General features: G+C 66.4%; 18 protein-coding genes and 1 pseudogene. 4 read left to right on the forward strand and 15 right to left on the reverse strand.

Going from position 1 to position 19,298, the window contains the following annotated elements; genetic code table 11:
* Positions 1–76: 76 nt before the first annotated feature.
* The 6 genes from IEY31_RS10680 to IEY31_RS10700 all read right to left on the reverse strand — a co-directional run bounded on the left by IEY31_RS10680 (position 77) and on the right by IEY31_RS10700 (position 6,182).
* Positions 77–1,264 (reverse strand): ABC transporter substrate-binding protein, encoded by a 1,188-nt coding sequence (locus IEY31_RS10680; protein ID WP_188971758.1) that lies wholly within the window; start codon positions 1,262–1,264, stop codon positions 77–79.
* 85 nt (positions 1,265–1,349) lie between these two features.
* Positions 1,350–2,423: a branched-chain amino acid ABC transporter permease gene (locus IEY31_RS10685; protein ID WP_188971760.1), complete on the reverse strand. Its 1,074-nt coding sequence runs from the start codon at positions 2,421–2,423 to the stop codon at positions 1,350–1,352.
* Positions 2,424–2,468: 45 nt separating this feature from the next.
* Positions 2,469–3,365, reverse strand: a complete 897-nt coding sequence (locus tag IEY31_RS10690; RefSeq protein ID WP_188971762.1) for a branched-chain amino acid ABC transporter permease — start codon at positions 3,363–3,365, stop codon at positions 2,469–2,471.
* Positions 3,366–3,430: 65 nt separating this feature from the next.
* A complete protein-coding gene (locus IEY31_RS18690; protein ID WP_229723489.1) occupies positions 3,431–4,003 on the reverse strand; it encodes an acyl-CoA synthetase family protein in 573 nt (190 codons plus the stop codon).
* A 20-nt stretch (positions 4,004–4,023) separates the two neighbouring features.
* Positions 4,024–5,370, reverse strand: a complete 1,347-nt coding sequence (locus IEY31_RS10695; protein ID WP_229723490.1) for an AMP-binding protein — start codon at positions 5,368–5,370, stop codon at positions 4,024–4,026.
* On the reverse strand, positions 5,367–6,182 hold the full coding sequence (locus tag IEY31_RS10700) for an ABC transporter ATP-binding protein (protein WP_188971764.1): 816 nt from the start codon (positions 6,180–6,182) through the stop codon (positions 5,367–5,369). Before IEY31_RS10700 ends, IEY31_RS10695 begins: the two co-directional genes overlap by 4 nt.
* A gap of 220 nt (positions 6,183–6,402) precedes the next feature.
* Between IEY31_RS10700 and IEY31_RS10705 the strand changes: the two genes are divergently transcribed.
* Positions 6,403–7,950 carry an AMP-binding protein gene (locus IEY31_RS10705; RefSeq protein ID WP_188971766.1) on the forward strand — a complete coding sequence of 516 codons (1,548 nt, stop codon included), beginning with the start codon at positions 6,403–6,405 and terminating at the stop codon, positions 7,948–7,950.
* 72 nt (positions 7,951–8,022) lie between these two features.
* Entirely contained in the window at positions 8,023–8,373 is a 351-nt protein-coding gene (locus IEY31_RS10710) for a YidH family protein (protein WP_188971768.1), read from the forward strand.
* 266 nt (positions 8,374–8,639) lie between these two features.
* Here the strand turns inward: IEY31_RS10710 and IEY31_RS10715 are convergent, their stop codons facing one another.
* On the reverse strand, positions 8,640–9,101 hold the full coding sequence (locus tag IEY31_RS10715; RefSeq protein ID WP_188971770.1) for a TlpA family protein disulfide reductase: 462 nt from the start codon (positions 9,099–9,101) through the stop codon (positions 8,640–8,642).
* 43 nt (positions 9,102–9,144) lie between these two features.
* Here IEY31_RS10715 and IEY31_RS10720 point away from each other — a divergent pair, with 43 nt between their 5' ends.
* Entirely contained in the window at positions 9,145–9,915 is a 771-nt protein-coding gene (locus IEY31_RS10720) for an ABC transporter substrate-binding protein (RefSeq protein WP_188971772.1), read from the forward strand.
* A 95-nt stretch (positions 9,916–10,010) separates the two neighbouring features.
* On the opposite strand, the gene IEY31_RS10725 is transcribed toward IEY31_RS10720, so the two are convergent.
* The 6 genes and pseudogenes from IEY31_RS10725 to hisB form a co-directional block, all read right to left on the reverse strand.
* Positions 10,011–10,718: a hypothetical protein gene (locus tag IEY31_RS10725; RefSeq protein WP_229723491.1), complete on the reverse strand. Its 708-nt coding sequence runs from the start codon at positions 10,716–10,718 to the stop codon at positions 10,011–10,013.
* Between the two features lie 111 nt (positions 10,719–10,829).
* Entirely contained in the window at positions 10,830–11,096 is a 267-nt protein-coding gene (locus IEY31_RS10730) for a hypothetical protein (protein ID WP_188971774.1), read from the reverse strand.
* Positions 11,097–11,773: 677 nt separating this feature from the next.
* Positions 11,774–13,636 (reverse strand): annotated as a pseudogene (locus IEY31_RS10735) (1,4-alpha-glucan branching enzyme); the annotation flags it as partial.
* A 119-nt stretch (positions 13,637–13,755) separates the two neighbouring features.
* Entirely contained in the window at positions 13,756–14,808 is a 1,053-nt protein-coding gene (locus IEY31_RS10740) for a branched-chain amino acid aminotransferase (RefSeq protein WP_188971776.1), read from the reverse strand.
* A 140-nt stretch (positions 14,809–14,948) separates the two neighbouring features.
* On the reverse strand, positions 14,949–15,590 hold the full coding sequence (gene hisH / locus IEY31_RS10745) for an imidazole glycerol phosphate synthase subunit HisH (protein WP_229723492.1): 642 nt from the start codon (positions 15,588–15,590) through the stop codon (positions 14,949–14,951).
* Positions 15,587–16,192, reverse strand: coding sequence for an imidazoleglycerol-phosphate dehydratase HisB (hisB, locus tag IEY31_RS10750; protein WP_188971778.1), 606 nt, complete (start codon positions 16,190–16,192; stop codon positions 15,587–15,589). The genes hisH and hisB overlap by 4 nt, the downstream gene beginning before the upstream one ends.
* Positions 16,193–16,399: 207 nt before the next feature.
* Here hisB and ddrA point away from each other — a divergent pair, with 207 nt between their 5' ends.
* A complete protein-coding gene (gene ddrA / locus IEY31_RS10755; RefSeq protein ID WP_188971780.1) occupies positions 16,400–17,002 on the forward strand; it encodes a single-stranded DNA-binding protein DdrA in 603 nt (200 codons plus the stop codon).
* Positions 17,003–17,170: 168 nt separating this feature from the next.
* Here ddrA and IEY31_RS10760 read toward each other — a convergent pair whose 3' ends face one another.
* Together IEY31_RS10760 and IEY31_RS10765 are read right to left on the reverse strand one after the other, a co-directional pair.
* A complete protein-coding gene (locus IEY31_RS10760) occupies positions 17,171–18,388 on the reverse strand; it encodes a serine hydrolase (RefSeq protein ID WP_229723493.1) in 1,218 nt (405 codons plus the stop codon).
* Positions 18,389–18,392: 4 nt separating this feature from the next.
* On the reverse strand, positions 18,393–19,232 hold the full coding sequence (locus IEY31_RS10765) for a DegV family protein (protein ID WP_188971782.1): 840 nt from the start codon (positions 19,230–19,232) through the stop codon (positions 18,393–18,395).
* Positions 19,233–19,298 lie beyond the last annotated feature (66 nt).

The following is a 19,298-nucleotide window of genomic DNA, read 5'->3' on the forward strand; positions in this document are numbered from 1 at the left end:
TGGGGGATGGCGAAAAGTACGCCGCGGGCGCCAGGGAGCGCGGCCCTACGGTGGAGCCGGCCCCCACCTCAGCGCGCTACTTCATGGGGTGAACGAGCTGGAACATCGCGCTGCGCTGCGCCCCGGTGATCGCCTTGAAGTTGCCGGTGGCGTCGGCCTGCAGCAGACGCAGGCTTTCGGCGCCGATGTGGTCCTTGGCGCTGAAGGTCACCGGACCGACCGCGAAGCCGGGATCAAAGGAACGGCTGCCGTTCATGCTGATCAGGCCCTTGTAGACCCCGGCGGCGTCCGGGTTGTTTCCCGCACGCTTCATGGCCTCGATGGCAATGGCAGAGGCCAGCATTCCACTGGTGTAGTGGACGCTGCGGATGGTGTCCGCGCCGCGCTTGAACTGCGCGCCGATCTTCTTGACCAGTTGAATGCCCGGCTGATTGGCCTCGTCGTACAGGTAGTAGCTGGTGGCCCAGATAAAGTCTTTTGCGGCGTCCCCGGCCAGCTTGGTCAGGTCCTCACCGCCGGTGTAGTGCGCGCCCATGAACTGCATCTTGCCCAGCAGGTTCAGCCGCTTGGCGTCCTTGAGGATGTTCGCCACGGGTCCGGCAGTGTTCTGGTTGATGATGTACTTGGCACCCTGCGCCTCCAGCCGCTTCAGGAGGGCCGTGTTGTCCAGGTTGTTGCCGCCGACTTCCTGCACGTCGGTGATCTTGAGGCCCAGGCGGGTGGCGGCCTTGCGGGCGTCCACCACCGGGTCACGCCCGAAGGGGCTGGGATTGACGATCAACGCCACCTTTGCGCCGCGCTCCTTCTTGGCGATGTATTCCAGCAGCGCCACGATGTTTTCACTGTAGCTGCTGACCGGCAGGAAGGTGTAGGTGTTGTCCGGCGCGTCGATGATGCCGATGTGGTAGCTGGCGGTCAGGGTGGGGATCTTGGTTTCCTGAATCACGCTCTTGAGTTGCAGCGCCCCACCCGTCGCGTAGCCCAGGAACACCGGGGCGTTCAGGTTGCCCACGAAATCCTCGAAGTTGCGCTGGGTGTTGGCGTTGTTGTACTGGTCGTCGCGGGTCACGCAGTTCAGGGTGATGCCCGGCAGCATCTTCTGCGCGTTGGCGTACTTGCAGTAGTCCTCCACGCCCGCCGCGTAGCTGGCCCCGGCGTCGCTCGTGGGGCCGGTGATGGCCCCGGACCACGGCAACGTGACGGTTTTCTGGGCAGCGGCGAAGGAGATGGACACGAGGGCGGACAGCAGCAGGGTTTTCTTCATGGGTGAAACCTCCAGTGGGTGAGAGGGCGGGTCCGGGTGTGGCCTGAGGTTGATGTGGATTGAGATTGAGGTGGAGGGGTGGGCGCTAGAACTTGTACGGCCACTTCTTGAAATAGAGCCTGGACAATCGCCACCAGTTGGCCAGCCCACGCGGCTCGAACATCAGGAACAGCACGATGGCGAGACCGAAGGACAGCGGGCGCAGGGCAGTGGCCGCGTCGACCCCCGCCGGAAAGAGGTTCTGAGAGCCGATCCAGTTGCTGGTGCCGCCCACGATGCGGTCGAGCGCCACAATGAACAGGGGGCCCAGGAACGAGCCCGGCAGGCTGCCCAGACCGCCCACGATGGCCATTGCCAGCAGCTGGATGGAGATGTGCAGACCGTAATCCTCGATCACCACGGCTTTCTGAAAGTAGGCGAACAGTCCACCCGCGATGCCGGCGTAGAACGAGCCGATCATGAACGCCGTGATCTTGGCGGTGCCGGGGTTGATGCCCATGGCGGCGGCGGCCCGGTCGTTGTCCCGAACGGCGATCAGCGAGCGCCCATGCTTGGTGCGCAGCACGTTGCGCCACAGCAGGCCCATCACCACCAGCACCGGCAGAATCAGGTAGTACCACACGAAATTGTGGTTAAAGAAGGTGGCCTTGACCCCGAACACCTGCACCTGCGGCAGGCTGATCGCCCCCCCCTGCGCCAGCAGCGGTGTGTGCCCCACCCCCCACTCGAAAATGATCTGGAACGCCAGGGTGGCGACGGCCAGGTACAGGTATTTCAGGCGCAGGCTGGGCAGACCGACAAACGTTCCGACGAGTGCGCCCGCCAGCCCGCCCACCGGAATGGCGAGAAAGAATGGCAGGTTCCATCGTGTGGCCGCCAGCGCCGTGGCGTACGCCCCCACGCCCATGAACGCCGCCTGCCCGATGTTGATCAGGCCGGTGTAGCCGGTGGTGATGTTCAGCCCGATCACCGCCACCGCGTAGATCATGATCATGTTCACGTCGCGCAGCATGGTCTTGGGCAGGATCAGTGGCAGCAGCAGCAGCAGACCGATGAGGACGATCAGGCTCAGTTGCTCGGCGTAGGTGGCAAAGATGGTCTGGTCCTGCCGGTACCTGGTCCGGTAATTGCCGGTCTGCGTGAAGCGGGAGGCAGGCATCAGCGCACGCCCCTAGACGGCTCATGGCGCATGGCCACACCTGCGCTACACACGCTCGATCTCCCTGGTTCCGAACAGCCCGTAAGGACGAATCAGCAGCACGATGATCAGGATGATGAACGGAAACACCTCGCGGGTGCCGCCGCCCGGCACGATGCCGTCGAGGTAGCCCGCCGAGAGGTTTTCCAGAATCCCGATCAGCATGCCGCCCACGATGGCCCCCACCACGCTGTCCAGGCCACCCAGGATGACCACCGGAAAGACCTTGAGGCCGATCCCTGCCAGCCCGCCCAGCGTCAGGCCGCTCATCAGGCCCAGAATCACGCCGGCCGCCGCCGCCGTGAGGCCCGCCGCTGCCCAGGCCAGGGCAAACACGCGCTCGACGCTGGTGCCCACGCTCATGGCCGCCATCTGGTCATCGGCCACGGCGCGCATGGTGATCCCCAGGGTGCTCTTGTTGAAGAAGTAGGTGAAGCCTCCTAGCAGGCCCAGCGCCATCAGCACGCCGGCGATCTGCGTCTTGGACAGGGGCAGGCCGAACAGTTCCACGCCCTCTCCGGTCAGCAGGGCGGGCCGCTCGAATCCAAAGGTGCCCGCGCCGTAGGGCGTCAGGTGAATCAGCCCGTCGATGACGCTGCTCAAACCGATGGTGACCATGATGACGGCGATGATCGGCTGGCCCACCATGCGCCGCAGGAACACGCGCTCGATCAGCATGCCCAGCAGGAACGTCGCCAGCATGGCAATCAGCCCGGCCAGCCAGAAGTTGACGCCCCGCTGCGTCAGGGCGAAGGCGATAAAGGCCCCGGTGGCGATGATCTGCCCGTGGGCAAAGTTAATAACGCGGCTGGACTTGTAGATCAGCACGAAGCCCAGCGCGGCCAGGGCATACACGCTGCCGATCACGACGCCTGCAATCAGCAGTTGCGGCAGTAGTTCCACTCAGACCTCCGGTGAAGTGCGAAAGGGGCGATTGAAAACGGTGGACGCGGCACAGGGCGGGCCGTTCATGCGCCTGCCTGGGCCACCGTCACGCCGGCGCGTGGCAGACGCGGTTCCATGCCCGGCACGCGGTGAACCGTCACCTCGGTCTCCACACGCTGGGTCTGGCCGTCCTGGTACTTGAACGTCGCCTCCACCCGCACCGAGGCCGAGCCGTCGTACAGGGCGGCCACAATGGGCGCGTACTTCTCACGAATCAGCTTGCGCCTCACCTTGCCGGTGCGGGTCAGTTCGTCGTCGTCGGCGTCCAGCAGCTTGTACAGCAGCACAAAGCGGGCCACGCGCTCGTGGGGCTCGAGCCGCCCGTTGGCCTCCTCCACCTCCTTCAGGATCAGTTCGGCCAGTTCCGGCTTGCTGCTCAGGTCCATGTAGGTGCTGTACGCAATCTGGCGTTTCTCAGCCCACTGCCCGGCGGTCAGGGGATCGACATTCAGGAAAGCGGTGACCTCGTCCTGGCCGTCCCCGAACGCCACGGCCTCCTTGATGTAGGGGCTGAACTTCAGGCGGTTCTCAATGAACTGCGGGCTGAAGGTCTCGCCGCCCGCCGTCTTCATCACGTCGCTCAGGCGGTCAATCACCTGAAGATGCCCGTCGGGGGTCAGGCGTCCGGCCGGATGGTCTCGGCACTGGCGTCATCGCGCTTGTAGTATCCGGCCACCACGGCGGGGCTACGGCTGAGGATCTCGCCCTCGTCGGTTATCCTGACCTCGCCGCCAGGGAGAATCTTGCCCACGGTGTCGAAGCGCACGTCACCGTCGCGGTGAACGTAGGCAATGCCGATGTTCTCGGTCTGGCCGTAGATCTGTTTGAGGTTCACGCCCAGGCCGTGGTAGAAGCGGAACACGTCCGGCCCCAGCGCCGCGCCGCCGGTGTACGCACGTTTGAGACGTAAAAACCCCAGCTGGTCCAGCAGCGGACGGGTCAGGCCCCAGTACGCCAGCCAGCGCTTGAATCCTGCCGCGCCGCTGGCCTTCTTGCCGCTGAGGCTGGCGTCGGCGGCGTCAGTGCTCCACTGCAGCAGCTTGCGGTACAGCGCCCGGTTGGGCCCGTAACTCTCCTGCATGCGGATGAACATGGCGCTCTGAATGCCCTCCCACACGCGCGGCGGCGCGAACATGAAGTGCGGGCCGATTTCCACCAGATCGCTCATGGCGGTCTCGTTGCTCTCGGGGAAGTTGACCGTTACGGCATTTGCCAGCGCCACCGCCACCGTCATCATCTGCTCGCCAATCCATGCCATCGGCAGGAAGGAGAGGTAGTCGTCACCGGGGTTCAGCGGGTCCACCTCGCCCAGCGCCTGGCCCATGTACAGTAGGTTGCGGTGCGAGAGCATGGCCGCCTTGGGATTGCCGGTGGTGCCGGAGGTGAGACTGAAGTGGCACACGTCATCGGGCTTTCCCAGCGCGGCCTCGCGGTCAAAGACGGTGGCCGCCTCCTTCTGGCCAAGCTTCAACAACTGTTCAAAGGAGATGAACCACTCGTCACCCGCGTGCTTGCTCATGCCGCGCGGGTCCTCGTAGATGACCTTGCGGATGTTCGGCAGGCTGCCGCGGTGTTCCAGAAGCTTGTCCACCTGCTCCTCGTCCTCGGCCATGACCACCACGGCATCGGTATAGTCCAGCACGTAGCGCACTTCCTCGGCCACGCTGCTCTGGTACACGCCCACGCTGACGGCCCCCAGCGCCTGCGCGCCAACCTCCATGAACACCCAGGCGGGAATGTTGTCGGCCATCACCGCGACCTTCTCGCCGCGCACGACGCCCAGCGCATGCAGCCCGGCGGCCACCTCTCGCGCCCGTGTCAGGTAGTCGGCGTACGTCGTCTCGTTCCAGATGCCGTATTCCTTGTGACGCAGGGCCACCGCCCGCGGCGTCTGGGCGGCGCGCTTTGCCAGCAGTTGCGGAATGGTCAGGGCGGTCACGTCACCCACGTCGTAGGCGCTCATATGCCCACCGCCTGCGCCGCCCGGTCAGGGCGGGCTTCAGCCACGCCGGTATACGCCTCAATGACGCGCGGATCGGCGCTGACCACTTCGGGCCGCCCGCCCGCGATCAACTGGCCGAAATCCAGCACGTACACGCGGTCACTGATGTCCATGACCACGCCCATGTCGTGTTCGATCAGCACCACCGTGACGCCCTGCTCGCGCTGGATGTCGAGGATGAAGCGCACCATGTCTTCCTTCTCCTCCACGTTCATGCCCGCCATCGGCTCGTCGAGCAGCAGCAGTTTGGGCGCCAGGGTCAGGGCGCGGGCCACCTCCACCCGCTTCTGGATGCCGTAGGCCAGCGTCCCGACGGGATGGGCGCGGTATTCCTCCAGTTCCATGAAATCGATGATGCGCTCGACGTAGGCGCGGTTCTCGGCCTCCTGACGGCTGGCGCGGCCGTAGAACACGAGGCTGTCCAGCAGACCGTAGCGCAGGTGGGTGTGCCGGGCCAGCAACAGATTCTCCACCACGCTGAGGCCCCGGAACAGTTCCAGATTCTGGAAAGCGCGGGCGATGCCGTAGCCGGTGACCACGTTGGGCGCGGCGCGGCTCAGGTCATGGCTGCCGAACGTGATTCGCCCGCGCGTGGGATGGTAAAAGCCGCTGATGCAGTTGAGCAGACTGGTCTTGCCCGCCCCGTTCGGCCCGATGATGCTGACGATCTCGCCCGGCGGGACGGTCAAGCTCACGTCGGTCAGCGCGTTGAGCCCGCCGAACGTCAGCGTGACGCCCTGAACTTCGAGTTGGGAAGGCTGAAGTTGAGACATGGCACCTCTTGGAAAAGGGCGGGAAGGGTGGCGTCTGCACGGCACAGAAAAGGGGTTGTCGGTGGGCAGATTATGGGGCCAGCCCCAGGGCCGCCGACTCATATCTGTCTAGACGATTCATCTAAAAATGAGAGGAAAGGTAACTTTTGTCTAGATGACTCGGTTCGGCGCATCCCCCGATCTCCCCAGACTGAGGGGCACCGATGCCCAGGACTCTGATTTGAAAACGCCCCTGACCCCGCTGGAACTCGTGTTGCGTGCTTTCGCCGTTCATCCGGCGCGGACAGCCACCCAGCATGGAAGACAGGCGCAGAGCTACGCCGAGCTGGCGGGGCGCACGGCCCGTCTGGTAACCCTGCTGAGGGACCACGGACTGACGCCCGGCACCCACGCACTGCTGGTGTCGCCCAACACGCCGGACGCGCTGCTGGCCTTTCACGCCGTTCCGCTGGCCGGGGGCGTGATTGTGCCGCTCAATCCAGCCTTCAGCGACGAGGCCCTGCGTTTTCTGGCCGGGCACGCCGATCCGGTGGTGGCGCTGGTGGACACAGCCTGCCTGCCGCGCGTGGGCGAGCGACTGGCCCAGCTGGAAATACCTGTGCTTGAAATCGGCGACGCCTCCGGGCTGAGTGCGCGGCTGGGCGGCGTCCTGCCCGCCGCGCTGGAACTTCCTGCCGCGCTGGATGAGGACTCACCCATCAGCATCAACTACACCAGCGGCACGACCAGCGATCCCAAGGGCGTGATGGTCACGCACCGCAACGCCTTCGTCAACCTGTCCAACCTGCTGTACCACCTGAACCTGCGGCCCGGCAGCGTGTACCTGCATGCCCTGCCGCTGGCGCACGGCAACGGCTGGGGCAGCGCGTGGGCCGTGACGGCGGCGGGTGGCACGCACGTCACCCTGACAAACGAGGGGCCAGAAGCGGTCCGCGCCGCGCTGCGGGGCGGAGCCGTCACGCACCTGTTTGCCTCGCCCGCCATTCTCACACCCCTGACCGACACGGCGGCCCCCCTGCACCTGTCGGCCCCGGTGCGGCTGCTGGTGGCCGGAACCTCGCCCTCGCCCCGGCTGCTGGGCAACCTGCGCGCCCAGGGCTTCGAGGTTCTGCACGGCTATGGCCTGACCGAGACCAACGCGGTCATGACTGTCAACGAGGGAGACCACCTCACGCCGCAGGGCCACCCGATGATGTATGCCGGGCAGCTGCGCGTGGTCTCGGAGGACGGCGGGCCGGTTCCCGCCGACGGCTTTACCCCCGGAGAGATCGTGATCCGGGGCAATCAGGTGATGAAGGGCTACTACAAGAACCGCGCCGCCACGCGGCGGGCACTGGACGGCGGGTGGCTGCACACGGGCGATCTGGCGGTGGTGCATGCCGACGGACGGGTGGACATTCTGGACCGGGCGAGCGACCTGCTGAACATCGGCGGCCAGAGCGTGTCCAGCGCCCAGATCGAGGCCGTGCTGTACCGTCATCCCAGCGTGCGCGAGGCGGTGGTGGTGGCCGGACACCCGGCGCCGGGCCAGACCTGTGCAGTGGCCTTCGTCACCCTGCACCCCGGTGCGGGCGTGCGCGGCGAGGAGCTTCTGCGCTTCTGCTCGCCGCACCTGCCGGAGCATGCGCTGCCCCGGCGGGTGCATCTGGTGCCGGAGTTGCCCAAGACGGCCAGCGGCAAGGTTCTGAAGCATGTGCTGCGGGCGCAGGCTGGTGAGAACCTCGCGCCGGAGCGCCGCGCGGAACCGGTTCGGCCCACTCGCCGCTGAACGAGATCCGGCCAGGCAGGAGGTCCCTACACCCCTCCCGTCGTCGCCGGATTGACTACACTCGGGGGCAACATGTCAGACGAACCGGGACGGATCCGCACCGACTGGGCCGAGCGGCGCACCGCGCTGGCCAGCGAGCGCACCTTCGCCGCGTGGGGCCGCACCGCACTGTCCAGCATCGGCGTGGGGCTGGCCGCCACCCGGCTGTTCGGCGATCTGGAGCCGCGCTGGCTGCTGCGCGTGCTGACCGTGGGCCTCGTGGGGCTAGGGGTGCTGGCGCTGGCCTTCGGCGTTCGCAGTTACCACAAGTCGGCCCACGATCTGGAAGAAAGGGGCGAACACACCCTGCCGCTGTGGTGGATCGGGGGGTTTGCCGTGCTGCTGAGCGGGCTGGGCGTCGCTGGGGTGGTGCTGGTGTGGTGACTCCTGCAGCTCGGCGTGAACCTGATCGACAGGGGCGTTGCGCCGCACGGCATGGGTGAATCCATCGGCGGCCCGCTGGGCGCGTCGGCGGTGAGTGCCGTGCAGGCGCCCGCCGGCAGGCGCCTGCACCAACGATAAGGACCGAGGTTAAAGTGCCGACGACAACCCGATTGGAAGGAGAAACAAACAACGCGGATGGCGCGTTATGCAGCAATGCAACCCCGAAGAGCACTCCTGCCGGGGCGAGCAATGAGGCACTGTCCGTCTTACCCCTGTGCCTCCGGGTCCTGGCCGGCCCACTCTTCCAGCAGGTAGTGCAGGCGGGTCTGGGCGTTGTCCTGGCTGCCGTACACGCTGCGCAGCAGCTCGCCGCCAGGGGCAAAGGCCAGCCAGTGCGGTGTTCCCTCGGTCTGCCACGCGCGAGCCAGCGTGCCGGACACGTCCAGGGCCACAGGAAACGGCAAACGGGCAAAATCGCGGGCGAACTTGATCAGCGTCGGCTCCACGTCCTCGCGCGGCAGGGGGCGGTGGCCGTGGCTGGTGTGGACGGCCAGCAGATTCACCCGTGAGCCGAACTCGCTGTGCAGCCGCTTCATAAAGGGAATGCCGCGCGACACGCACCCCGCGCACTCCAGGTTGAAGGTCATGACCAGGCCGGAACGCGCCCAGTCCGCAGGGGGCGGCAGGGGTTCGCCATAAACAAAATCACCAGGTTGGGGCCAGTCCATGCAAAAGAGGGTAGCGCCCCGGCCCCCGCCTTACTCTGGGTCCATGACACGCGCCCTTCTGCTTGCCGTGGCCCTCGCCGCCTGTGTCCTGCCTGCTGCTGCTGGGGCCTCCACCGTCGCCGAGGTCAAGAAAAAGGGCGTGCTGGTGCTGGGCACCGATCCCACCTTCGCTCCGTTCGAGTTCAAGGACCGATCCGGGCAGATCACTGGCTTCGACATCGACATCGCGCGGGCGGTGGCGAAAGACCTGGGCGTCAGGCTCCAGGTTCAGGCAGTGGGCTTCGGGGCGCTGATGCCGCAGTCGGTCACGTCTGGCCGGGTGGACATGGCCATGAGCGGTATCACCATCACGGCGGAACGGGCCAGGGTGGTGTCGTTCAGTGCGCCGTACTACCGCAGCGCCCAGGTCTTTATCGTCCGGGGCGGCAACCCCGGCAAGTTCGAGTGGCCGGGCAACGTGAAGGGCAAAACCATTGGCGTGCAGGCCAACACCACCGGGCAGTTCGTGGCCGACGAACTGCTGAAGCCCAAGGGCGCGGCCCTGAAGGTCTACGACGACTTCGCAGCTGGGCTGGCCGACGTGCGTGCGGGCCGCATCGCTGCCCTGGTCGGGGACGCGCCCACCGTAACGGACCTGCAAAAGCGGCTGCCCGGGCAATTCCAACAGGCCGGTAAGAATCTGGCCGCCGAGAACTACGGCATGGTCTTCGCCAAGAACAGCGATCTGGCCGCCGCCGCCAACCGAACGCTGGTCCGCCTGAAGGCCAGCGGCGAGTACCAGAAGTTGCTCGATAAGTGGATCATGCAGCAGTAGAACGGTTGGAACTCAACCGCACGACGCAAATAAACGTCACCGGGCCATAAATCTCCCGGTGTCGCTCTTAATCTCAGTTGCCGCTGTGGGTCAGCCTAGAACGCCACCTGGGCCTGTAACTCCTGCACCGTCCGAAAGGTGGCATGTCTGCTGCCCGCGCCCGAATTGACCAGCGAGCCGGAGGCGCTGACCTGGGCCAGCACATTGGCGCTGGCAGTGATGTTCAGCTCGACAACATTCCAGCCCGGCTTGGCGTTGATAGCCACCGTGACTGGCAGGGTTGGAATCTGCGCCATCCTCAGAAGAGCCGCGCAGTCCATCGTGCCGCGCAACTGGGTCACGCTATCGCTGTACAGCCAGATATGGGCATTCACGCGTCGGCTGAGCAGGCCAGGCTTGCTGCCAGTCACGGCGCTGGCCACGCGGTTGCCAGCGCTGTCCCGGGCCTCAACCGACATGACGGCGTAGGTCTGGAGGTCCGGGGCACTGCTCTGAATGGAGCCACTGCACCCCACCTTCGCCGCGATCCCGTCGGCAGAGACGGTCTGGCCCGAGAGTTCGTCGTCGCTGGGGAGCGTTAGGGTAAACGTGCCGTCGCTGCGAACGCTGGAAGAGACGCCCGGCAGGCCTGGCACAGTCACGCGGCCCTCGCCGGTCCACACCGATATCTTGCCGCTAATGGTAGCGACCGTGGGCTGATCCGATGCCTCTGGCGCAGCCTGGCCGCCGCACGCCACTAGGGCCAGCGACAGGCCACCCAGCATTCCCCACTTCATCCACGCCACTGTCACCAAGTTGCTCACGCCGGACAGACTAGCTTTCAGATCCTGACCCACCTCTGACGGGCAGAGGCGCGGGCGCCGCATTTTTCACAACGCCGGGGAATGGTGCAGGCGGAGGTACCTGAACGGGACCTACGCCGGCTGGTTCCCCGCCACGTAGAAGATCAGGCCAATCAGCAACACGTCGAAGGCCCAGCTGGCTGGCCGCCTCAGCCGCTCATCGTGCCGGGAGCGCAGGAACTGCAAACCCAGACGCAGCACAAGCAACCCGGCGATCAGGTAGGGGCTGGGTGGTGGCCCGCCGGTCACCAGCGGAATCAGCAGCAGCACTGCCAGCACGCCCAGCAGCGCGAAACTGGCCATGGTCAGGGCATCGGGCGTGGGGCGTGGGCTGCTCATTCCTCAGCCGGGGTGTCCTGGGCGACCACGCTTTGGGCCGGGGCGTCTTCAGGTGCAGCCGTCGCCTTTTTGGCCCTGGACTTGCGGGGCTTGGGGGCGATCTCGCCCTCGACTGGCGTGCCGTCCGCGCCCATCTCGGGAACGGCCTTCGGCTTGCGGGTTCGCCTGGGCTTGGCAGGCTCGGCGCCGTCGGCCATAGCCTCCGGCTCGACGGCGGGCTTCTTGGCACGGCTGGCCCTGGGCTTGCGGGATTTAGGTGCCGCCGTCCCCTCAGCCGGTTCTGCCGCAGGCGACTCGGTGACCTTGCGGCTGGCCCGCGCGGTCACAGTGCGGGTGGATTCCAGTTCCACCGGCGTGGCCTGAGCCTCCGGGCCGGCCTCCAGGCCAGCGGAACCCTCACTGGGGGTTTGTTCGGACACCGACGCCGACTCCGTGCCCACCCACGCCTGTCCGCCGCCCTGAACTGGAGGGTGCACTGATGGGGTGCCCTCGCGCGCCTCTTCTGGCTGGATCAGCCGGGCCTCCGCCTCCTGAGCCTGTGCGGTCCTGGCTGCCAGTTCCGAGGGTGCGCCGCCCACCCACTCGCGCTCGCCCCGCTGGATGGGGGCGGGCTCCACATGCTGGACAGCCGGGGTCTCGTCGGTCCCCGCCACCTCACCGGGCGAGAGAAACGCCGCCGGTTCCAGCACCAGCACGCTGTTGGGCGGCAGGTTGAGGCGCAGGTGGTGGGTCTGGCCGTTCCAGCCCTCGGCCTTGGCGGTCAGGTCGGGCTGCTGGGTGCCGAAGCCGCCGAACTCGCCGTCATCGGTGGACAGCAGCAGGCGGTAGTCGCCGCCCTGCGGCACGCCCACCGGATACAGGTCACGGTACACCGGAGTCAGGTTGGCCACCGTCAGGCTCCAGGTGTTTCCGTCCGGATCGCGGCGCAGGTAGGCGTAGACACTGTGCTCGGCGTCGTCGGCGCTGATCCACACCATGCCTTCCTCACGGGTGTCGGCCACGTGCCAGTCGGGGCGGCTAACGTACAGTTCATTCAGGCGGCGCACCAGATTCATGATGCCGCGGTGGTCCGGCTGATCGGCCATGTACCACGGCAATTCGGCGTCATGGTTCCACTCGGTGGACTGCCCGAATTCCTGACCCATGAACAGCAGCTTCTTGCCGGGGGTGGTCCACATCATCGCCAGGAAAGCGCGGTACTGGGCACGCTGGGCGTACCACTCGCCGGGCATCTTCATGACCATGCTCTTTTTCAGGTGCACGACCTCGTCGTGGCTGATGGCCAGCATGTAGTTCTCGCTGGTGCGGTACACGTTGAAGAAGGTCAGGGCGTGGTGATGGTGCGCCCGCCACAACGGGTCTTCCTTGAAATACCCCAGGTTGTCGTTCATCCAGCCCATCGCCCACTTGTAATCGAAGCCCAGGCCAAACGGGGCCGGGGTGGTAACGCCGGGAAACGAGGTGCTTTCCTCGGCGATCATCATGACGCCGGGGGCCATGTGGTGGGTCACCTCGTTCAGGCGCTTGAGAAAGGCGATGGCTTCAAGGTTCTCGCGCCCGCCGTGAATGTTGGGCAGCCACTCGGTGCGCGAGAAGTCCAGGTACAGCATGGAGGCCACCGCGTCCACCCGCAGGCCGTCCACGTGGAAGTCCTGCAGCCACTTGACGGCGCTGCCGATCAGGAACATCACGACCTCGTTGCGCCCGTAGTCGAAGATCAGCGTGTTCCAGTCCTGATGAAAGCCCTTACGCGGGTCGGCGTACTCAAACAGTGGGCCGCCGTCGAAATTGGCCAGCCCCGCCGGATCGGTGGGGAAATGGCCCGGCACCCAGTCCAGAATCACGCCGATGCCCATGCCGTGCAGGTGGTCCACCAGATACTTGAAGTCCTCCGGGTTGCCCATGCGGCTCGTCGGCGCGTAGTAACCGGTGACCTGATAGCCCCACGACCCGTCGAAGGGATGCTCCATGACGCCCAGCAACTCGACGTGGGTGTACCCCATGTACTGCACGTAATCGCCCAGCCGGTGCGCCAGCTCGCGGTAGTTCAGAAACCAGCCGTCGTCTCGCCGGCCCCAGCTGGGAGCGTGGCACTCATAGATGCTGACAGGCCGGTCAAAGCCCGCCGATCGCTGCTTCATCCACTCGCCGTCCTGCCACTCGTACGGCTGGTTCCACACGATGCTGCCGGTGGCGGGCCGGGTCTCGAAGTAGGTGCCGTAGGGGTCCATCTTGTCCTGGGTCTGTCCGTGCTGCCCGGTGATACGGAACTTGTAGCGCTGGCCGTGGCGGGCCGCCGGCACGAACACGCCCCAGCACCCGAAGTCCATGCGGTTCATGGCATTGTCGAAGCCGTTCCAGTCGTTGAAGTCGCCCACCACGCTGACGTGGGTGGCATTGGGGGCCCACAGCGCAAAGCGCACCCCCTCCACGCCGTTCTCGGTGGCGGGGTGTGCGCCCAGCAGGTGATCGGGGCGGACCAGATCCGCCGTCGCCAGCTTCTGGAGATGTTCGTGATCGAGGGGAAGCGGTGAAGTCATGCCCGGAGTCTAACGGGGGGCACCAGATGGGAGGGGACCACGTCCAGATGCCCCCGGCCCTCCGGCATCGGAACAGACCCCGCAAAAGGCGTCCCGCACGGTGAAATCTTTCCCCTAGCTCAAATCTTCACGATCCAGCCGTCCGGGGCAGGCACGTCGCCGTACTGGATGCCCACCAGCTCGTCATAGAGGCGGCGGGTGACCGGGCCAGCTTCAATTTCGCTGTAAAAAACGTGGAAGGTCTCACCGTTCTGGATGCCGCCGATGGGGGTAATCACGGCGGCGGTGCCGCAAGCACCCGCCTCGGTGTACTGGCCCAGCGCGTCGATGAACACGTCGCCCTCCTCCACCGTCATGTTCAGGCGGTGTTCAGCCAGCCACAGCAGGCTGTACTTGGTGATGCTCTCCAGAATGCTGGGCGACTTGGGAGTGACAAAGCGGCCGTCCCCCGTGATGGCGAAGAAGTTGGCAGCCCCCACCTCCTCGATCTTCGTGTGCGTTTCAGGGTCCAGATACAGCGCGTCGGCGAAGTGGTGCCCGTCGATCACAGTGTCCTTGGCCTGCTGGCCCGGCATCAGGCTGGCGGCGTAATTGCCGCCCACCTTGGCCGCCCCGGTGCCGTGCGGCGCGGCGCGGTCGTAGCCCGAGACCAGAAAGTTCTGCGGGGTCAGGCCGCCTTTGAAGTACGGTCCCACCGGCACGCAGAACACACTGAAGATGAACTCCGGGGCCGTCCGGACCCCGATGTTGTCGCCTACGCCGATCATGTAGGGGCGCAGATACAACGAGCCGCCCGACCCGTACGGCGGGAGAAAGCGCTCGTTGGCCCGGACCACCTGCGTAACCGCGTCGATAAACTGCTCGTCACTGATCTCGGGCATCAGCACGCGGCGGCAGCTGCGGCGCATCCGGGCAGCGTTCTGGTCTGGCCGGAACACGTTGATTGAGCCGTCCTGGCAACGGTAGGCCTTGAGGCCCTCGAAGCACTGCTGGCCGTAGTGGATGGCAGTGCTGCCCTCGGCGATGTGCAGCACATTGTCCTCGGTCAGGGTGCCGGCGTCCCACGCGCCATCTTTCCAGTGCGACAGGTAGCGCAGGTCCGTGCGGATGTAGCTGAAACCGAGGTTCGCCCAGTCGATGTTCGGAGCTTCTTTGGAGGCGGTTTGGGTCATGGCCCGATTGTCGCGCAAATGGAGCGCGGTTGAAAGGCGGGGCAGTGCAGCCGAAACGCAGGGGAGTCAGGCTGCCCGGCACCGGACCGTGAACCCTGAGCCCGCACGTTCTTACTCCCTTACTCCAGCACATTCTGCACTTACTCCAGCACGTTCTGCCGGAACCGCTCCAGCAAGGCCAGGCCCACCGCGCCGCTCTTTTCCGGGTGGAACTGCGTGGCGTGCAGGTTGCCCACACTCAGGGCCGCCCAGAAGGGCACGCCGTAGGTGGCGAGTGCGCCGTGTTCCACAGAAACTTCAGCCGGGACGTAATAGCTGTGCACGAAGTACGCGTAGGCCGCGCCGCCGAGGTTCCGCAGCAGCGGCGAGTCGCCCACGGGTTCCAGCGCGTTCCAGCCCATCTGCGGCACCTTGTGGTCCGCTGCGGCGGCGAACTTGCGCACCGTCCCGGGAATCAGGTTCAGCCCCGGCGTGCCCGGCGCTTCCTCGGAATCGCTCAGCAGCATCTGCATACCCACGCAGATGCCCAGGATCGGCACCTCCGCCCGCGCCGCGTCCGTCACGGGACCGTGGAAGCCCCCCGTGTCGAAGGCTTCCATCACCTGCCGGAAGTGCCCCTGCCCCGGCACCACCAGGGCGGAGGCGTGTGCCACGTCGCGCGGATTGTCTGACACACGCACGGTCATGCCGGCCCGCTCCAGCGCCTTGGCTGCGCTGCGGACGTTGCCCGCCCCGTAATCCAGCAGCAGCACTTCCGGCCGGGCCACGGCGGGCGCGCTCACAGGCTGCCCTTGGTGCTGGGCATCTGGGCCGAGGTCACGGCCACCGCGTCGCGCAGGGCCCGGGCCAGCGCCTTGACCACCGCCTCGATGACGTGGTGGGCCTCGCGCCCGGCCAGCACGCGCACGTGCAGGGTCACGCCCCCGTGGTTGCAAAAGCCGCGCAGGAACTCGCGCAGGTGATAGTGGGTCATGCCGCCCGCGTCGCCCCACACATCCAGCGTCTCTGGCTCGAACGCCAGGTGGGCGCGGCCCGACAGGTCCACCACCACATGCGCCAGCGTCTCATCCATCGGCACAAAGGCGCTGCCGTAGCGCTCGATGCCCTGGCGGTCCCCCAGCGCCTGCGACAGCGCCTGCCCCAGCGTGATGCCAGTGTCCTCAATCAGGTGGTGCGGCTCAATATGCAGGTCCCCCGTGGCCGCCACGCTCAGGCCCAGACGGCTGTGGCGGGACAGCGCGTCGAGCATGTGGTCAAAAAAGCCATGCCCGCTGTGCGGCGCGTCGTACGCGGCAGAGTCGAGATTCAGACGGACCGTGATGTCGGTCTCGGCGGTCTTGCGGGTCAGGGTGGCGGTGCGCGGAGCGGGGGCCGTGGGACTCATGGGCAGAAGTGTAGTGGAGAGGAACCGGACGTACCACGGGCTGCCTCAGGGTTCGCCCCCCGGAGGGGAGGCGGGCTGGCGGACAAAGGCCGCAAGTACCTGACCCCAGAACCGTTCAACGCGTCCTTACACTCCTTCTCCTGCCAGCCCTATCGAGGCAGCATATTCTGTCTTGACCGTAATTATATTCTGTTATATACTAAATGCATGAAGCTCAGTGATGTTCAGAAACGACTCCAGGCCCCGTTTCCGTCCCATCTGGTGGGCTGGAAACCCCAGGCATTCACCAAGGACCATAGCCGGGCGCTGCTGCTGTCCTATGTGGATGCCCGCGCGGTGCAAGACCGGCTGGACGCCATCTGCCCCGACGCCTGGAGCTTCGAGATTGAGGTCATCCCAGGCGCAGCCGTCGCCACCGTCAAGGGTCGCCTGACGGTGCTGGGCGTGACCCGCGAGGACATCGGTGAGGCGGGTGACGGCAACCTGGGCACCCTGAAGGCCGCCTCTTCGGACGCGCTGAAGCGCTGCGCGGTGCAGTTCGGCATTGGACGCTACCTGTACGATCTGCCCAAGCAGTGGGTGGACTGGGATGACGCCCGGCGGCAGCCGAAGGTCACCCCGGAACTGCCTGACTGGGCGCGGCCCGATCACGAACGCAGCCCCGGCGGCGCCCATCTGGTGCAGGCCATGGAGCAGTTGCGCTACGAACTGCCGGAAGACCTGGACCTGCAACGAGAGGTGTACAAGCACCTGAAGGCCGCGCTGGGCAGCCTGCATCCAGGGCCCACACAGCAGGGGCAGGCCGCATGAATCCAGCTCCGTCTGCCCGCGGCCTGCTGACGGTGGTGCTGGGGCTGCTGGTCCTGCTGCTGCTGAGCGGCCTGCTGACCCGGTTTCTGTAGAAATGGATTTTGAAGAATGCCGCCGAGGATCGACTGCTCGGCGGCATTCTTCGTGGCCACCCGTGAGACGCCGGGTCTACCGCTTTTGCCGTAGCTTTTGCTCGGGCCTGGGCGGCGGCCCCAGCACCTGCTCGACGCCCGCATTGATCCACGCAAAGGCGCGGCGGGTGTTCGGCATGGTGTAGGTCTGGTCCGCGCCGTGCTGCATGAAGGCGTAGACGACCTGCCGCCCATCATTGGTCTGGAAGAATCCGCTGTAGGTCAGGATGCCCCAGCCGTTGCCGCCCTTGCCGCCAAAGACGTTGATGTGCGGCCCCCACCGAAGCGCCGCTCTGCCGTAACCCAGCGCCATGACCTCGCGCTGCCACCGCTCGGCTCGGGGCGACAGGCCAGGGCGCAGAAACTCGTGGGCCAGCAGCGTGCTCAGCTCGTACGGCGTGCTGAGGTTGTGGACGCGCAGATCATCGGCGGGAGCATGGCGCGTCTCGAAGTAGCGGTCCAGTTTGGATTGCACGTAATCGGCGCGGTAGGCGCGGGCGTCGTCGTCGATCAGGGCAGCCAGCCGCTGGCGGTCCCTGCCGCTGGCTGAGGCCCAGCGCGTGGTGCCGTTGAAGGTGGCCGACAGGCCCGCCTGCGCCACCCACCAGTCGCGGGTGGGCAGGATCACGCGGGTGCGGCACAGCCCCAGTCTGTCGGCCACATCCTGCACGCGCTGCAGGCCCACGCGGCGGTGCAGGATATCGGTGGCGGTGTTGTCACTGCTGGCGATCATGCGGACACTCAGGGTCTTGACGTTGCTGCCATCGAAGGGATAGCTGCCCAGGCTCTGGTTCTCGCGGGTAACGTCAAAGCGCTCATTGGGGCTCAGGCGGCCCGCGTCGAATTCCCGCAGCAGCGCCCACAACACGGTCTGCTTGTACGCACTGGCCAGCGGAAAGACGCTGTTCGGGTTGGTGCCGACCGCCCGGACAGGCTCCAGCGTCACGGGATCGACCTGCGCCACCCACAGCCCCAGCCGCCCGCTCAGATAAAAGGGCGGCGGCGGCGCCTTCTTGACCACCGGCGCGGCGGCCAGGCAGCCATCGGGGCGGCTGTTGACCGGACTGCGGACCCCAGCAGCCCGAGGCAAATCGGTGGGAACGAGCACTATGGGCGCGCCCCCAGCCGGGGCCATCACCTTCCCGGTGCTGGACGCCGGCAATCTGTGGCAGGCCCCCAGGAGTGCCAGCACGCTGCACAGCGCGGCGGCGGCGGCGCGGGTGCCGCGCCCCAGGCCGCTGCTGTGGCCGCTCACCGCCTCAGAGGGGTTCCAGGGTCACGCCCGCCGTGCCTGGCCCCGTATGCGTCGCCACCACCGCGCCGATGCCGTGGTTGCCCAGATCCAGAACATCCAGCCCCCCCAGTCCGGCGCGGACCTCCTGCACGGACTCCTCGCCACCCAGCGTGGACATGAAGGCCACCCGCGCCCCGCCGTGGGCGGCCACGTACTTGCGGGTGTATTCCACCAGATCCTGAATGGCCTTGCGGTGGCCGCGCACGCGCCCGCCGGATTCCACCCGGCCCTTCTTGACCACCAGAATCGGCTTGATGTTCAGCAGCCCGCCCAACAGCGCCTGCGCCCCGCCGATGCGCCCGTTGATCCTCAGAAAATCCAGGGTGTCCACGGTGAAGCGGATGTCGGCCGCCCTGGCGACCCGCTCCAGTTCTGCAACGATTTCGGGCGTGGTTTTCCCGGCCTGTGCCAGCTCGGCAGCACGCAGCGCACGCATGCCCAGGCCCATGCTGACCGAACCCGAGTCCAGCACAGTGACCCGGTCACCGAAGTCCTGCGCGGCCAGTCGGGCGCTGCCCACCGTGCCCGACAGTTGCCCGCTGATGTGAATGCTCAGCACCTGATCGGCCGATTCCAGCGCTTTCGTGTACACGTCGGCGAATTCGGCGGGACTGGGCTGCGAGGTGCTGGGCGTCTTCTTGCCCGCCCGAAGACCCGCGAACAGTTCCGGCGGCGTGATCTGGGTGCCGTCCTTGTGCATCCGGCCATCGAACAGCACATACAGGGGCACGCTGACAATCCCGTGCTGGGCGCAGAGTTCCGGGCTGAGGTCACTCGTTGAATCGGTGACGATGGCGATGGTCATGGTCCGATCTTAGCGTGACATCGAATTCGGGCCACCCTTATACCGGGTGCAAAGGGCAACGCCGCC

The sequence above is a fragment of the Deinococcus aerolatus genome, from assembly GCF_014647055.1.
Lineage (GTDB): Bacteria > Deinococcota > Deinococci > Deinococcales > Deinococcaceae > Deinococcus > Deinococcus aerolatus.